General features: G+C 34.0%; 11 protein-coding genes. 1 reads left to right on the forward strand and 10 read right to left on the reverse strand.

Annotated features, from left to right (window positions below; translation table 11 throughout):
- Positions 1-118: 118 nt before the first annotated feature.
- Both dinB and ACUSJC_RS15635 read right to left on the reverse strand, forming a co-directional pair.
- On the reverse strand, positions 119-1,237 hold the full coding sequence (gene dinB / locus ACUSJC_RS15630; RefSeq protein WP_449270502.1) for a DNA polymerase IV: 1,119 nt from the start codon (positions 1,235-1,237) through the stop codon (positions 119-121).
- A gap of 11 nt (positions 1,238-1,248) precedes the next feature.
- Complete coding sequence (locus ACUSJC_RS15635; RefSeq protein WP_449270503.1) at positions 1,249-3,297, reverse strand: recombinase; 2,049 nt, start codon at positions 3,295-3,297, stop codon at positions 1,249-1,251.
- Between the two features lie 76 nt (positions 3,298-3,373).
- On the opposite strand from ACUSJC_RS15635, the gene ACUSJC_RS15640 reads away from it, so the two are divergent.
- Entirely contained in the window at positions 3,374-3,841 is a 468-nt protein-coding gene (locus tag ACUSJC_RS15640) for a CYTH domain-containing protein (RefSeq protein ID WP_449270504.1), read from the forward strand.
- Here the strand turns inward: ACUSJC_RS15640 and ACUSJC_RS15645 are convergent.
- The 8 genes from ACUSJC_RS15645 to ACUSJC_RS15680 all read right to left on the reverse strand — a co-directional run bounded on the left by ACUSJC_RS15645 (position 3,828) and on the right by ACUSJC_RS15680 (position 14,455).
- Positions 3,828-4,406, reverse strand: a complete 579-nt coding sequence (locus ACUSJC_RS15645) for a TetR/AcrR family transcriptional regulator (protein ID WP_449270505.1) — start codon at positions 4,404-4,406, stop codon at positions 3,828-3,830. The two genes, ACUSJC_RS15640 and ACUSJC_RS15645, sit on opposite strands and share 14 nt — an antisense overlap.
- Before the next feature lie 116 nt (positions 4,407-4,522).
- The gene (locus ACUSJC_RS15650) at positions 4,523-5,914 is read right to left on the reverse strand and encodes a TolC family protein (protein WP_449270506.1); all 1,392 of its coding nucleotides are present in this window, start codon (positions 5,912-5,914) and stop codon (positions 4,523-4,525) included.
- A 21-nt stretch (positions 5,915-5,935) separates the two neighbouring features.
- Positions 5,936-9,067 (reverse strand): efflux RND transporter permease subunit, encoded by a 3,132-nt coding sequence (locus tag ACUSJC_RS15655; protein ID WP_449270507.1) that lies wholly within the window; start codon positions 9,065-9,067, stop codon positions 5,936-5,938.
- Positions 9,068-9,098: 31 nt separating this feature from the next.
- Positions 9,099-10,211 carry an efflux RND transporter periplasmic adaptor subunit gene (locus tag ACUSJC_RS15660; protein ID WP_449270508.1) on the reverse strand — a complete coding sequence of 371 codons (1,113 nt, stop codon included), beginning with the start codon at positions 10,209-10,211 and terminating at the stop codon, positions 9,099-9,101.
- Positions 10,212-10,238: 27 nt separating this feature from the next.
- Positions 10,239-10,754, reverse strand: coding sequence for a GbsR/MarR family transcriptional regulator (locus ACUSJC_RS15665; RefSeq protein WP_449270509.1), 516 nt, complete (start codon positions 10,752-10,754; stop codon positions 10,239-10,241).
- 78 nt (positions 10,755-10,832) lie between these two features.
- Positions 10,833-11,276: a septal ring lytic transglycosylase RlpA family protein gene (locus tag ACUSJC_RS15670; RefSeq protein WP_449270510.1), complete on the reverse strand. Its 444-nt coding sequence runs from the start codon at positions 11,274-11,276 to the stop codon at positions 10,833-10,835.
- A gap of 6 nt (positions 11,277-11,282) precedes the next feature.
- Entirely contained in the window at positions 11,283-11,708 is a 426-nt protein-coding gene (locus ACUSJC_RS15675; RefSeq protein WP_449270511.1) for a hypothetical protein, read from the reverse strand.
- A gap of 95 nt (positions 11,709-11,803) precedes the next feature.
- On the reverse strand, positions 11,804-14,455 hold the full coding sequence (locus ACUSJC_RS15680; RefSeq protein WP_449270512.1) for a carboxypeptidase-like regulatory domain-containing protein: 2,652 nt from the start codon (positions 14,453-14,455) through the stop codon (positions 11,804-11,806).
- Positions 14,456-14,576 lie beyond the last annotated feature (121 nt).

Consider the following 14,576-nt stretch of genomic DNA (forward strand, 5'->3'; position numbering starts at 1 on the left):
ATCTTCGGGACTCAATGTTTCTTTGATAAGAAATAAAATTACTGCTATTAACCGAGATCAAAGTTAGGGTGTCAAATGTTAATATCGGTACAGTTTTTCTGTATATTTTGTTAAAGTTTTATACGTTAAAATCAAACTGTAATTGTATGGAAATACTTTTTTGCTTGGGTTCTTCACTTTTTTTAGCTGATTGATTGTTTAAATTGTGGAGCGAAATTCCTAAAAGTCGAACTGAATCTTTTAAGCGCTCTTGGTACAACAATTCTTTGGTGACATCTATAATCAAACTTTTGTCAGCAATGAAATAAGGTAATGTTTTGCTTCGGGTTTGCAAGGTAAAATCAGAATATTTTAACTTTAGTGTTATGGTCTTTCCGGCGATTTTACTTTTTTGCAAACGCTTTTCTAATTCGTTAGCGATGCTGATGATTTTTTCTTCCAAAAAAACTTCTGAAGATAAATTTTCGAAGAACGTTCGTTCGGCTCCAACTGACTTAATGGTTCTATTCGGTTTCACCGGGCTGTTGTGAATCCCTCTGGCAATTTGATAATAATACACGGCACTATTGCTGAACTGTTTTTCCAGAAAATCAAGACTTTTTTGCCTTAAATCAAAGCCGGTAAAAATCCCTAATTGGTACATTTTTTCAGCGGTTACTTTCCCTATTCCATAGAACTTACGAATATCTAATTTTTCCAGAAAAGCTTCAATTTCATCAGGGTTAACCGTTTTTTGACCATTGGGTTTATTATAATCTGAAGCAACTTTGGCTACAAATTTATTGGAGGAAATTCCTGCAGAAGCCGTGAGTCCGGTCTCTGTAAAAATTCTATTTCTGATCTCTTGAGCAATTAAAGTAGCACTGGGAAGGTTTTTCTTGTTTTGGGTTACATCTAAATAAGCTTCGTCTAATGAAAGTGGTTCTACCAAATCGGTGTAATCCAAAAAAATTTTTCTTATTTTTCTCGAAATTTCTTTATAGCGATCAAATCTGGGATGTACAAAAACGAGCTCAGGACAAAGTCTTTTTGCCTGAAAACCGCTCATGGCACTTTTCACACCGAATTTTCGGGCTTCATAACTCGCTGTACTGACTACACCACGGGCTTCACTTCCGCCCACAGCAATTGGCAAACCTTTTAATTCAGGATTATCTATCTGCTCTACCGAAGCATAAAAAGCATCCATATCAATATGAATGATTTTTCGAACTATAGGCAAAGCTTGCTCTTCCATAGAAACAAGAATTAAGCCGTTTCTTGTGCCTTAGCCGGAAAAAAGAAACGCATTGGTTTTTTCCTGAAATAATGCCAAACTGCACGACTGATTAATTTCAATTCTTGAACAGGAATATTTCTTGATTTGAAAGCAAGTGCCAGCGAAAAGCTAAAACTCACTATAAAATTGACAAATCCGATCAAAATGATCCCTATAACAGCCCAAATGACTTGTTCTTGACTTAAATGATAATTCGAACCATAAAGCGACAAGGCAAAATTACCCACGGAGAATGTAATGTGTCGGATATCTAAATTAAGCCCTAAAAATGCTCCTACTGAAGCTGTTGTTCCCATAAAAATACCAAACCAAAAGTTAGACATGATTCCTGCCCATTTTTTTTCGTACCATTCCGAAACTCGTTTCGCTGTTTCTTTACTAAATGTTCTTTTTAGCCAAGGGTGCTCCTGAATGCGATAATATACTTGAAAATGTTTGTCTCTATTGGAAATGCTTCCCGAAATGATTCCCGAGAGGAAAAGGAAAAATCCGGCAATAGCTGCATGAAAAACGGCCGGTGATTTTACAGGACTGATTTGATTGATCATATATAACCATTTGGTTTCCGTTATATTATAATTAAGCACCAGATCGATTAACCAAATGCCTAATAAAGCTACAGGAAATGCCATAATTACATTCCCGGCAAAAGCAATAAACTGCGTTCGAAAAATATGCGAAAACAAAATGGCAAATTCGTGATGTTTTTCTTCCGACAAACCTTTAGTTTTTTTCTTCATACCTTCCTGAATAGCCTTTATCAATGCTGAGGCTGTCATTGCCGGTTGTTTAGTTGCCAATGTAAATCCGGTTAGATAGATAGCAATAAAACCAAAAGCATAATTCATACTGTATAAAAATGCATGACCAAAATCACTAGCCGGAATTTTAGACAGTAACACTTTAAAAATACAGAGAATTCCAACGATAAAACCGCCTCCCAAGGCCGCATAAAACATCTTGAAGTAATCTTTTCTTGTTTCTGTTATGTATTTTTCACCTGTTTTGGCTGTGTGTTGTGTAATTTCATAAGACAATACTTGAACACTATCACTTACCAAAGTCTGGATGTTATTTTTTTGCGAATTATGTTTGATTAGAAGTAAAATCAACTGAATGGTTTTGGGCGTTTTTTCTTCTTCTTTATCAATCACTAAAAACGGAAGCAGTTCGCCTAAACGTTTCAACTGTTGTCTAATTCGCAATAAGTTTTGGTTGACACGCAATGAAATTCCGTATTTAGACGCATTGTGAAATGCCTTATCTACAAACTCATTACACTGTTTAAACATCATATTGAGCTGCTTAAAAATGATGTCTTGAGAACCTACAAAACAAGGAGTTGACTTGTCTAACAAAATGTCTTCTAACAAATATAATTCTTTCTCAAAACCTGAAAACGGACTTTGTCGTTCTTTATATTCCGGAACCATTTGAACAACATCGGTTTCCAATGCTTTTCCGCTAGAACGCTGAAGCAATAAATTCATGGATTGAATTACTTCTGAAAGAAAAAGTCCCGGTTTGTTTTCTTCATAAACACTGGTAAAATCTAACAGATAGAACAGCTCCATTAACTGAATCATCGGGATTTTTTCAAGCCATTCTGAATCGGAGGCATCATAGAAAACCTGATTCAATACAAACTCTATGGTATTTTTGGGAGCTTGGTAAGGAATAATTTTTGCAAATATTCGCTTTTTTACCTCATAGAAAAAATCAGTTTCCTGTAGAATTCCGGCATCCGTAAAAATGGTATTGATCCTTTTATGTACCAAGATCTCACTTAGAAACTCAATAAAGTTTTGACGCTCAACTTCATTTTCTTTGAAAAATTCAATAATAGGATCTATGGTAAAGAATTTTAAATCTTTTGTACTTCTTGGTCGGATCGTATCAATTAATCCTGCTAAGATTTCCACTTTATTCTCAGTGTCTTTCCAAATATGAAGTTCATTGAAATACGATTTAGCAAGTGTTTCAAAAGTGTCGTTGGTATGTCGTCTAAAAATTTTCATAGGCAAAAATCTCTTGTAAAGATAACAATTGCTTGTATTTTTTAATACTTTTAACAGGTTAAAAAAGAACTAAATTTTGAAAGAAATAGAACGTAAATTTCTAGTAAAATCGAATGATTTCATCAATGAAAGTAGTTGTCTTAACCGAATTGTTCAGGGTTATCTGAATTCAGATCCGGAGCGCACGGTACGCGTGAGAATAAAATCGAACAAAGGATACCTTACGATAAAAGGGAAAAGCAGTGATAGTGGCATGAGCCGATTTGAATGGGAAAAAGAAATTAATATTCATGAAGCTGATGCTTTGCTTTCTTTATGCGAAAAAGGTGTTCTTGACAAAACCCGATATGAAGTTATGGTAGGACTTCATGTTTTTGAAGTAGATGTTTTTGCCGGTGAAAACAAAGGATTGGTTTTAGCAGAAGTTGAATTAAAATCAGAAGATGAAGACTTTGAAAAACCTATTTGGTTAGGAGAAGAAGTAACCTCAGATGCTCGTTATTATAACTCTTATTTAAGCCAGCATCCGTTTAAAAGCTGGTGATATTAGTTTTTAAGATTCCCTGAAGTCTTTGTATGATGAGATATTCCACAGCTATTTTTGAATCGTATTTTTCAAAGAAGTTTACCTGCCATAATTTTTCATTGATATCGTTAAAATTGACATCATAGAATAATTGCAAATCAATATTCTCTCTTATTTTCCCTTCCGTCTGTGCTTGTTTTAACAAGGGAAGTATAACTTGGTCGCGAAACAGCTGTTTGTGTAATTCATAGCCATCAGACGCTGCTTTGTGATACTTATTGAGTGTAAAAATGAATACAGGTTTCATGTAACTGATTTTTTCAATCACTTTTTCATAAATCTTGATCAGTTTATCTAATGGGTTAACAAGTTGAATTCCCTCAATATCATGCATAAAATCATCCCAAAGAAACGAAATACAATCTTGCACTAATTCATCTTTATTTTTGAATAACGTATAAATCGTTTTTTTGGACACACCAAATTCGGAAGCAATGTCATCCATAGTGATGTTCTTACTTCCATATTTTAAAAAGTATTCTAACGTTAGCTGAACTAATTCTTTCTTTTTTGTTTCTTCCATATTGTCCTAAAAAAAGCTGCCTAAAAACCTACTCTAAAATTAATTAACCTTACCTTATTATTTTTAGAAACGAAGCAGAACTTCGAAAAATAGATTATTTAGACAGCTAAATTTTTTTAGTTGGCTCCGCCTCCTAAAGCTTTATACAAATTAATGATTGCATTTAATTGCTGATATTTATTATCGATATAATTTATTTCAGTACTCAATGCATTGTCTTTAGCTGTTAAAACTTCTAAATAATTCACCATTCCATACTGTAATAGCTCATCTGAATAATCTGCTGCACTTTTTAAAGCGTCTAACTGCTTTTTACGTGAAACCAATTTATTTGTCTCATTTTGATAACCTGCCAAGGCATTAGATACTTCTTGACCGGCCGTTAGCAATGATTTTTCAAATTGTAAATAGGCTACTTGTTGATTTGCCTTTGCTATTTCATAATTTGTTTTTACCTGACGTTGGTTAAAAATAGGTTGTGTTAACCCTGTCACAATATTTGCAAATAAAGATCTTGCGCTAAACCATTGTTGTAACTCTAAACTTTGAAAACCACCTGTAGCTGTTACGGTTAACGAAGGATAGAAATTACTTCGTGCAACATTCGTTTTTTCAAATGTATTCCTAAAGTTTAATTCTGCTGAAACTACATCAGGACGATTGCTTAACAACATTGCCGGAAAACCCGTTTTGATGTCAACATTTATATTTTGATTGTCAAAACTTCCTTTTACTACTTCTCCCGGTTTCTTATTTAGGAGGACATTAAACGAATTCTCTAGCACTTTTAAATTGTACTTCAAATCACTTAAAGTCACCTCTGTAGCATATAATTGTGCTTCCGTTTGTTTTACTCCTACTTCATTAACCGTACCTGATTCTTTTAAAGCGTGGATTACCTCAACACTTTTTTGGCGGTTATCTAGTGTCTCTGTTACCACTCTTATTTGCTCTTGAGTTGCTAACATTTGATAATACAATGAAGCAATTTGGGCTACTAATTGCGATTGAACAGTTCGTTTTGCCGCTTCTGTTTGAAGAAAACCTGCAAGAGCTGCTCTTTTAGTGCTTCTGATTTTCCCCCAGATATCAGCTTCCCAGCTTAACTTCCCTGACAATTCATATTGGTCAATACTGCTAAAAAGTCGACCAAACTGACTATTTGAAGATGTTTCCTGGTGCGTCCAAGTTGCATTTCCGGTTAAAGAAGGTATATACCCTGCTTTTCCTTGTTTTAAAGTAGCTTCTGCAGAAGCCATATTTTGTAACGCAATTTGTAAATCTAAGTTATTTTGAATCCCTTGATTGATATAGTCTTGTAACTGTGCATCTGTAAAAAGTTCTTTCCAAGATAACGTTCCTATAGATGTACTATCTAAAACTTCTTCTGTTCTATATAAATCAGTCGTATCTACTTCAGGCTTTTCATATTTCTTAGCTACAAAGCACGATTGCACCAGCAATGCTGCTAAAACGACTATTCCTATTTTTATACTATTTCTTTTCATTACTTTATTCTTTTATAAAGTTTAGTGTTTCGTTTCCACAGGTTTCTTACCTACTTTTTCTTGTAGTCCTTGGAAAATCATGAACAATACAGGAATAATTAAAACCCCGAATATAGTTCCTATCAACATACCTCCAATGGCTCCGGTACCAATAGAACGGTTACCTACTGCTCCGGCACCTTGTGCAATCATCAATGGAACAAGTCCTAAAATAAAAGCAAAAGAAGTCATCAAAATTGGTCGTAAACGAGCTACAGCTCCTTGAACTGAAGCTTCAACAATACTCATTCCCTGACGCCTAGCCTCTGCGGCAAACTCTACAATCAAGATGGCATTTTTAGCCAATAAACCAATTAACATGATGAGTGTAATTTGCAGATATATATTGTTACTTACATCAAATGTATATGCAAAAATAAAAGCTCCGGCTAAACCAACAGGTAATGATAACAATACTGCAAACGGCAACATATAACTTTCATACTGTGCAGATAATAAGAAGTAAACGAAAACCAAACACAACATAAAAATAAATATTGTTTGTCCGCCTGCATTAATCTCTTCACGAGTCATCCCTGAATATTCATAACCATATCCTAAAGGCAATGTTTGCTGTGCTACTTCTTCAATGGCTTTAATAGCGTCTCCCGAACTGAATCCGTCAGATGGTGCTCCGTTAATATTTACTGAAGTAAATAAATTGAAACGGTTGATTACCTGTGGCCCAAATACTTTTTTCAATTGAATGAATTGAGAAATCGGAGCCATTACACTACTGCTTGTACGAACCATTACTTTATTTAAAGATTCCGGATCAGCTCTGTACTCCGGCTCTGCCTGATACATTACGCGGTATTGTTTACCAAACTTATTAAAGTTAGAAGCATAAACCCCTCCATAATATCCTTGCATAGTTCCTAATACATCCGACACTGTCAGTCCTGATTTTTTAATTGCCGGCACATTCAAATCCAATTGATATTGCGGATAGTTTGGTGAGAAAGAAGTTGTTGCATATTTTATCTCTGGACGACTGTTTAATGCGCCTAAGAATTTATCTTTAACTGTATTCAACTCCTGAATAGTTCCTCCTTTTTGATCCTGTAACTGAAATTCAAATCCACTACTGAAACCAAAACCTGTCAATGTAGGACGAGCAAAGAAAATCACTCTAGCATCTTTGATCATAGCTGTTCTTTTGAATAATTCACCCACAACTGCATTAATCTCTTGATTTGCTTCCTTACGTTGCGCCCAAGGCTTCAGATTCACGATAATCATACCGTAATTACTTCCTGTACCACTAATTAAACTTCGTCCAGAAATACGAAGAACTCGTTCAATTTCAGGAATATCTTTTACTGCATTTTCAATTTGCAACAATACAGCTTCTGTACGCTCTAAAGATGTACTTGGCGGTAAAGACACATCAGACATGATTGTACCTGTATCTTCATTTGGTACGAAAGATTTTGGTGTAATATTCATCAAGAATACAAAAATACCTGCAAAAGCTATAATACCTAAAAAAGCTAACCATTTACGGTTTAAGAAAAACTCAACTGATTTTTTATATTTAACCGTTGTTGCATCGAAAGCGGCATTAAAAGCTGTAAAAAATCTTTTTGCAATTCCTTTTTTACCACTTTCATGCTCATCATGAGGTTTTAAGAAAATAGCACACAATGCCGGTGATAATGTAAGCGCATTAATAGCTGATAAAACAATTGAAACGGCTAAGGTTAAACCAAACTGTTTGTAAAAAACCCCCGCTGAACCACTAATAAATGATACCGGGACAAATACCGCCGACATTACCAAAGTAATAGAAATAATAGCACCACTAATTTCATCCATGGCGCTATGGGCTGCCTTTTTAGGATCATGTTCTCCGGCTTCCATCTTGGCGTGAACGGCCTCTACCACTACAATGGCATCATCCACTACAATACCGACTGCTAATACTAAGGCAAATAACGTTAGCATATTGATTGTAAATCCGAATATATTCAGGAAGAAAAATGTACCGACAATAGCTACCGGTACTGAGATAGCCGGAATCAATGTGGATCTCCAATCCTGCAAGAAAACAAATACTACAATAAATACTAATATAAACGCTTCAATTAAAGTATGGATTACTTTTGAAATAGATTCTTCCAAAAAGTCATTTGCATTAACCATTGACGCATATTCGACACCCTTTGGAAAACTTACTTTAGATTGTTCTAAAACTTTTATACATCCTTCAATAACTTCCTGTGCGTTTGAACCTGCTGTTTGTGCAATAGCTACCGCTACTGCCTGATGTCCATTAATCAGAGTACTACTGGCATAATTTTGCGCACCTAATTCAATTCGAGCAACATCTCCCAAAAGCAGAACTTCCCCACTTTCTGTTGATTTTACCACAATTTGTTCAAACTCTTTAACGCTTTGTAAACGGCCTTTATACTTCAGAGTATATTGGAACGACTGATCACTATCTTCTCCAAATTGTCCTGGTGCCGCCTCAATGTTTTGCTCAGATAACAAAGTAGTGATATCATTAGGAACTAGACTATGAGAAGCCATTACATCTGGCTTTAACCAGATGCGCATTGAATAATCTTTTTGACTAAAAACCATTGCTTCACCAACACCTGTTACCCTTTTTAATTTTGGAATGATATTGATATTTGCATAGTTTTGAAGGAAGGTCATATCATACGTTTCATTAGCACTATATAACCCAAAAATCAAAATGTTATCACTTTGACGTTTAGCAGTTGTAACCCCTGCTTTAGTAACTTCCTGAGGCAATAAAGAAGTTGCACGTGAAACGCGGTTTTGTACGTTTACAGCGGCCATATCAGGATTAGTTCCTAATTTAAAGTAGACATTAATTGTAGCAGAACCATCATTACTGGATGTAGAAGTCATATAAGTCATATCTTCTACCCCATTGATTTGCTCTTCTAACGGAATAACTACAGAGTTCATAACTACTTCGGCACTAGCTCCTTGGTAACTAGCCGAAACAGTAACTGTTGGCGGCGCTATCTCAGGATATTGAGAAACTGGTAATGAAATTAAACCCAGCACTCCCAAGATCACGATGAGAATAGATATCACCGTTGACAAAACGGGTCTGTCAATAAACTTTCTTAACATAAAATACTATTTTCAAATATTGGTTAGTTGATTATTTTGTAGCAGGAGCAGGGTTTAAGATTTCATTTAATGAAACTACTTCCGGTTTAATTGGTGTACCTTCAGCAATTAGTCCAACTCCCTCGATAAGTATTTTATCGTTGATATTTAAACCTTTATCAACCACATAGAATTTTCCACCGGGAACTGCACGAACTTCAATTGGTACCATTTTCACTTTACTTTCTTGGTCAACCACTAAAGCAATAATTTTGTCTTGTAATTCCATTGTAGCACTTTGAGGAATAACAATAACATCTTTTAAATCTGTTGGGATGGTTATTGTAGCTGTTCCTCCTGAACGTAAAATTCTTTCAGCGTTCGGGAAGCTTGCTCTTACATTGAATGAACCTGTTGTTGGATTAGCTAAACCGCTAAATGTTTCTACCTTCCCTAATTGAGCATATTCCTTCCCATTACTTAAAATCAATTTAACCGGAGGAATTTGATCTATTTTTTCTTTAAACGTTTTTCCATCAGATTTCATAACCATATCCAACTGTTGTTTTTCACTCACAGAAAAGTAGGCATATACTTTACTAATATCAGAAACACGTGTTAAAGGTTCAGTTGTTTGACTATTTACATAAGTCCCTAATCGGTAAGGAATTGTTCCTACAACACCATTTACCGGACTTGTGATCGTTGCATAACCAATATTAGCTACTATACTTTGGTATGTACTTTTTGCACTAGCCAAATTAGCTTTTGCAGTTTCTAATTGTACACTACTAATAATGTTTCTTTCCACTAACGGAATTAATCGGTTTACTTCAACCTGAGCAGCATCTACTTTTGCTTTAGCGGCAGAAGCGTCTTGAGAAGCTGATTGGGTTTCTAATTTAAAAAGGATTTGTCCCTTTTTAACTTCCTGACCTTCGTCAACAAAGATTTTTTGAATATATCCATCTACTTTTGGACGAATATCGATATCCATAACTCCTTCTAAAGTAGCTGGATATTCTGCCTGAAGAGTCGTATTGGTTTTTGCAATTTGAACTACTTTGTAAGGCATTACTGGTTTCGCTTGTTGCTGCTGTTCTTGTTTACAAGAAACAAAAAGAACGCTAACGAACGTAAGGGCTGAAACAAACGTCTTTTTCATAAAATTAAACTATAAAATAAAAGTGGGTTATTGGGTTTCTATTTCTTCTATCTTTCTGATAGAATCTTGAAGTAATACTTCAAAATTGTTTACATATTCTCTATATATATCCAAACTTTTTTCCTCTAATAGGGTTAAAGGTTTTTTATTATATTTTTCTTCGTAATTACTAAGCCTTTTGATGATATTTTGTTCTGACTTTATAAAAACTAAGTGATTTTTAATTCGGTCAGCCAAATTTGCCGGTCTAAAAAACTTTTTTCTTCCTCCGCAAACTGTATAATAAGTTATTTTCTCAAGCTTTAATAGCAAATTGATATTGGTTGATACTGAACTTTTACTAGCTGCCGTAATCGTTACTAAATCTTCAAAACTTAAATCTTTTTCCCGACTGTTTAAAATTAAAGTGGCTAAAATTCTTGCAGCCAAAGGAGGCAACATGTGAAATTTTTCAAAATGTATTCCGAATAATTCAATTAATTCTTCCTTTTCTTTTTCAGCATTATTATCCATGGCTATCAATTTGGAGACAAAATTAATCATTAGTTCGTTTGGTTCTGTTAAAAACGAACTTAAAGTTTTGTTAAATTCGTAAAAAAAGAAAGTCAGGCATTGCCTGACTTATTTTTCTATTTCTAAATTGACTATTAAGTGTCCCGATTTTCTTCCATCGGCTATTTCATTAAAGGCTCGTTTAGAAAGGTCTATTTCTCTTCCGTTCACAAAAGGCCCTCTATCGTTAACTGTAACAACTACAAATTTTCCGTTTTTAGGATTTGTCACTTTGACTTTGGTGCCAAATTTTAATTTTTTATGAGCTGCTGTATATTTTGTATTATCATACTTTTGTCCACTTGCTGTCTTTCTTCCATTAAACTTATCATGGTAATAGGAAGCGTGAACATTGGTTTTATAAAACGTTGTTTTCTCTAATATTGAATCTTGTATTGTTTCATTTGAATTATTATTTTTCAATTCATGGTGCGCAATAGTCTTATTTTCTGTCAGTGCTGAAAACACTATCAGAAAAAAAAAGATTCTACTATGAAAGAAAAGACTTTTCATTGTATATTATCCTAACCAGCTAGACCAAGGAATTCTAGATAAAATCAACACAAATCCCAAAGTATAGAATAGGGCAATTTTTTTGAATTTACCGTTATTACTTTCTTCTCTTTTGTGTTTAGACCAACCTATTGTAATTAATGCTAACGCAATAATATTAATCAACGGATGTTCTAAAGATGTTAGTCTCAACTCAGCGTTTGACATTTGTCCGAAAGATTCTAGCCCTTTTGGAGAGATAAAATAAATAACGATTCCTATCAGTAATTGTAAATGAGAAACAATTAAAGCAAATAAAGACAAACGTAAATCTTTATCTTTAAAAATTCGTTTGCTTGCTAAACCTGAAATAGCATTAATACTAGCTAAAAATAAAAGTGCTAACACTAAATAAGCAAAAAATGAATGTGCGGTTTGTACTGCTGTATACATATAGATTAGTTTTGAGTATATACAAAGATATAAAAATAAAAAAGCCTTTTAGCAAAATTACTAAAAGGCTCTTTCAATAAAAACTAAATTAGTTTTTAGAAATTATAACGAATTGAGAAATTCCATGTTCTTCCTAAACCGAAGAAACCAGAGTTTGTTACGTTAATTCCATTCCATGTTTGATCTCCTGCTTCTACTTTATTAGCACTTGTTAATTCTGACAAGTATACTTCATTAAACACGTTATTCATGTTAAAACGGAAACCTACAGAATTCTTTTTCTCTTTTCCTACTACTAATTTATAAGAAACCCCCGCATCTACTAAATCATAAGAAGGTAATTCTAAGTTTTCTTTTCTTGCAGCTACGTTAGCATATAATTTATCATAGTTTCTCCAATCAGCATCAATAGAGAAGTTTTTGAAAATTTCATATTTTGCGCCTAATCCCCAAGTAGTTTGAGCAGCATCCCCAACTTTTCCTCCATCTACATCTACTTTCTCTTCATCCAATAGATTAAGATTTTGATCATATTTTCTTTGGTTTGCATTTCCTTTATATTCCCAATTTCCGATGGAAGCGAAACCGTTAACACTTAATGATTGAATAGGCTTAAACGTTAAATCTAATTCTGCACCTGAATGTAATTGTTCATCGTTTTGACTTGAAGTATATACTAAATCTCCAACTAACATATCTGTTGTTCCAATTGTAGTATCTTCAGACAAAACAGTAGATGTTGTATTAACTCTGTTTTTCCAAGATGTTCTATAAACGTTTACATTAGCCCAGAAGATAGACGATTTGAATGAATACCCTGCTTCAAAACCTAAAACATCCTCGTTAGATGTCAACGGGTTTACAGCATTTGTATAGTTTAAGTAAATATTGTCATGATAAGGCTGACGGGAATAGAAACCTGCATTAGCATAAAATGAATGATTTTCATTAATATTGTATGCAGCACCCCCTTTTACGTTATATCCTAAATTATTAATTTTTTCAGAATCTTTTGCTTCTGGCAGATAATCATAACGATCAAATCTTTGATGGTACTGCTCTGAAATTGAACCTTGGAAGAATGCTGAAAATTGATCTGTAGCATATTCTAATTGTCCAAATACTCCACCATAAGAGATTCTCTCGCTATAATCATAATCAATTCTTTGATCTTCAGCAATTGTATTAAACATAGCTTCCCATGGTCTTGCAATACCATAATCGGTAACAGTATTTGAAACGCTTGTTGACGAAGGTAAGTGATCGGCTCCTTTTAAAACTCTAGACTCAGTCCATGATCTTAATCCCATATAATTTGCTACTTGTCTATAATGCGTACCATAATACGTTCTTAAATCCATACCTGCATTAAATGATAAATTCTCATTAATTTCTTTTTTGAAATTAGTTACCATTCCATACCACGCATGGTTATTCATTGAAGATCTAATCAGGAAATTATCAGGTTGACTTCCTTCACCATTAGGTGCACTTAAATTTGTGTTATAAATTTTGTCAAAATCAATTAACCCAGAAGAAGTATAAGGAATAGTATATGACCTAGCTTTATAATCTCCAGTTCCTCCTCCTCTACCCCAAGAAGCGTATAAAACGGTAGAAAGTTGAGTTGTTTCATTAATATTAAAATCCCAGTTTAAGTTAGCTACTGGCTTATGATAGAAATTAGTACGCAATGATAAATATTCACCATTTAAATACCCATAATTACTATTGTATTTTCTACCATATTGTAAATATTTACTAATTGACTTAGTATAATTTTGATCGTGATACTGAGGCGCTCCTGTCAATAAGAAATTGAAGTTGTGTTTGTCACTTGGTTTATAACCAAAAGAAATAAAATAGTTTTGACCTTCTCCTCTGGTCCCCATGTTATAACCATCACCCTGCCAATGCGACAACATTACGCTAAATCCAAATCCTTTTGCAGACATTCCTGTGTTATAACCAACAGTTGATTTAAAATAATCGTTATTTGCAACTCCCATAGAAGCAAAACCTCCTTGTTTTTTATCAGTTGCTTTAGTCACAAAGTTCACAGTACCACCTACTGAAGAAATAGCTAATTTTGAAGATCCTAGACCTCTTTGAATTTGGATAACATTAGCAATATCAGACATTCCTGACCAGTTAGACCAATACATTTTACCATCTTCCATACCATTAATCGGTTGACCATTTAATAAGAAAGCGGTATTATCTTGTTGGAAACCACGAACCGTAATTCTAGAATCTCCGTATCCACCAGCTTGCCCTGCTACATAAACAGAAGGAGTATTTACTAATGCTTGAGTAACGTCGGCAGTACCAATTTTAGCCTGAATTTCAGCAGCCTTAATTGTTGAAACTGCAATAGGAGTTTTTCTATCTTGCGCTAAGTCAATTACTCCTGAACCCACAACAACAACTCCTTCTAACTGATTTTCATCAGCTGTTAAAGAAACATTTCCTAAATTTGCTGTTCCGTTAAAAGTAATTGCTTTAGATTGAAAACCTAAATAAGTTACTATTATTTGCCCGGAAGTTTGAGAAGTTTTGATTTCAAATTTCCCATCAAAATCTGTAGTAGCTCCATCTGTAGTTCCTTTAATAACTACGTTAGCTCCTGCTAAAGGCTCGTTGTACTCACCATCAACAACCACACCTGTAATTGTTGTTTGAGAAAAAACTGTTAAGGATGTTAAAAAGAACAATCCAAATAATAATTTTTTTGCAAAATCTCTCATTTGTTGTGTTTTATGTATTTTTTTGCAAATTTCAAATTCTTTCTCTTATGAGAGGTTAAGAAATTGTTAACAATAAAACACTTATAACAAAGTGCAAAAAAATAAGCCTTTTAACGATTTT

The sequence above is a fragment of the Flavobacterium sp. U410 genome (assembly GCF_053570605.1).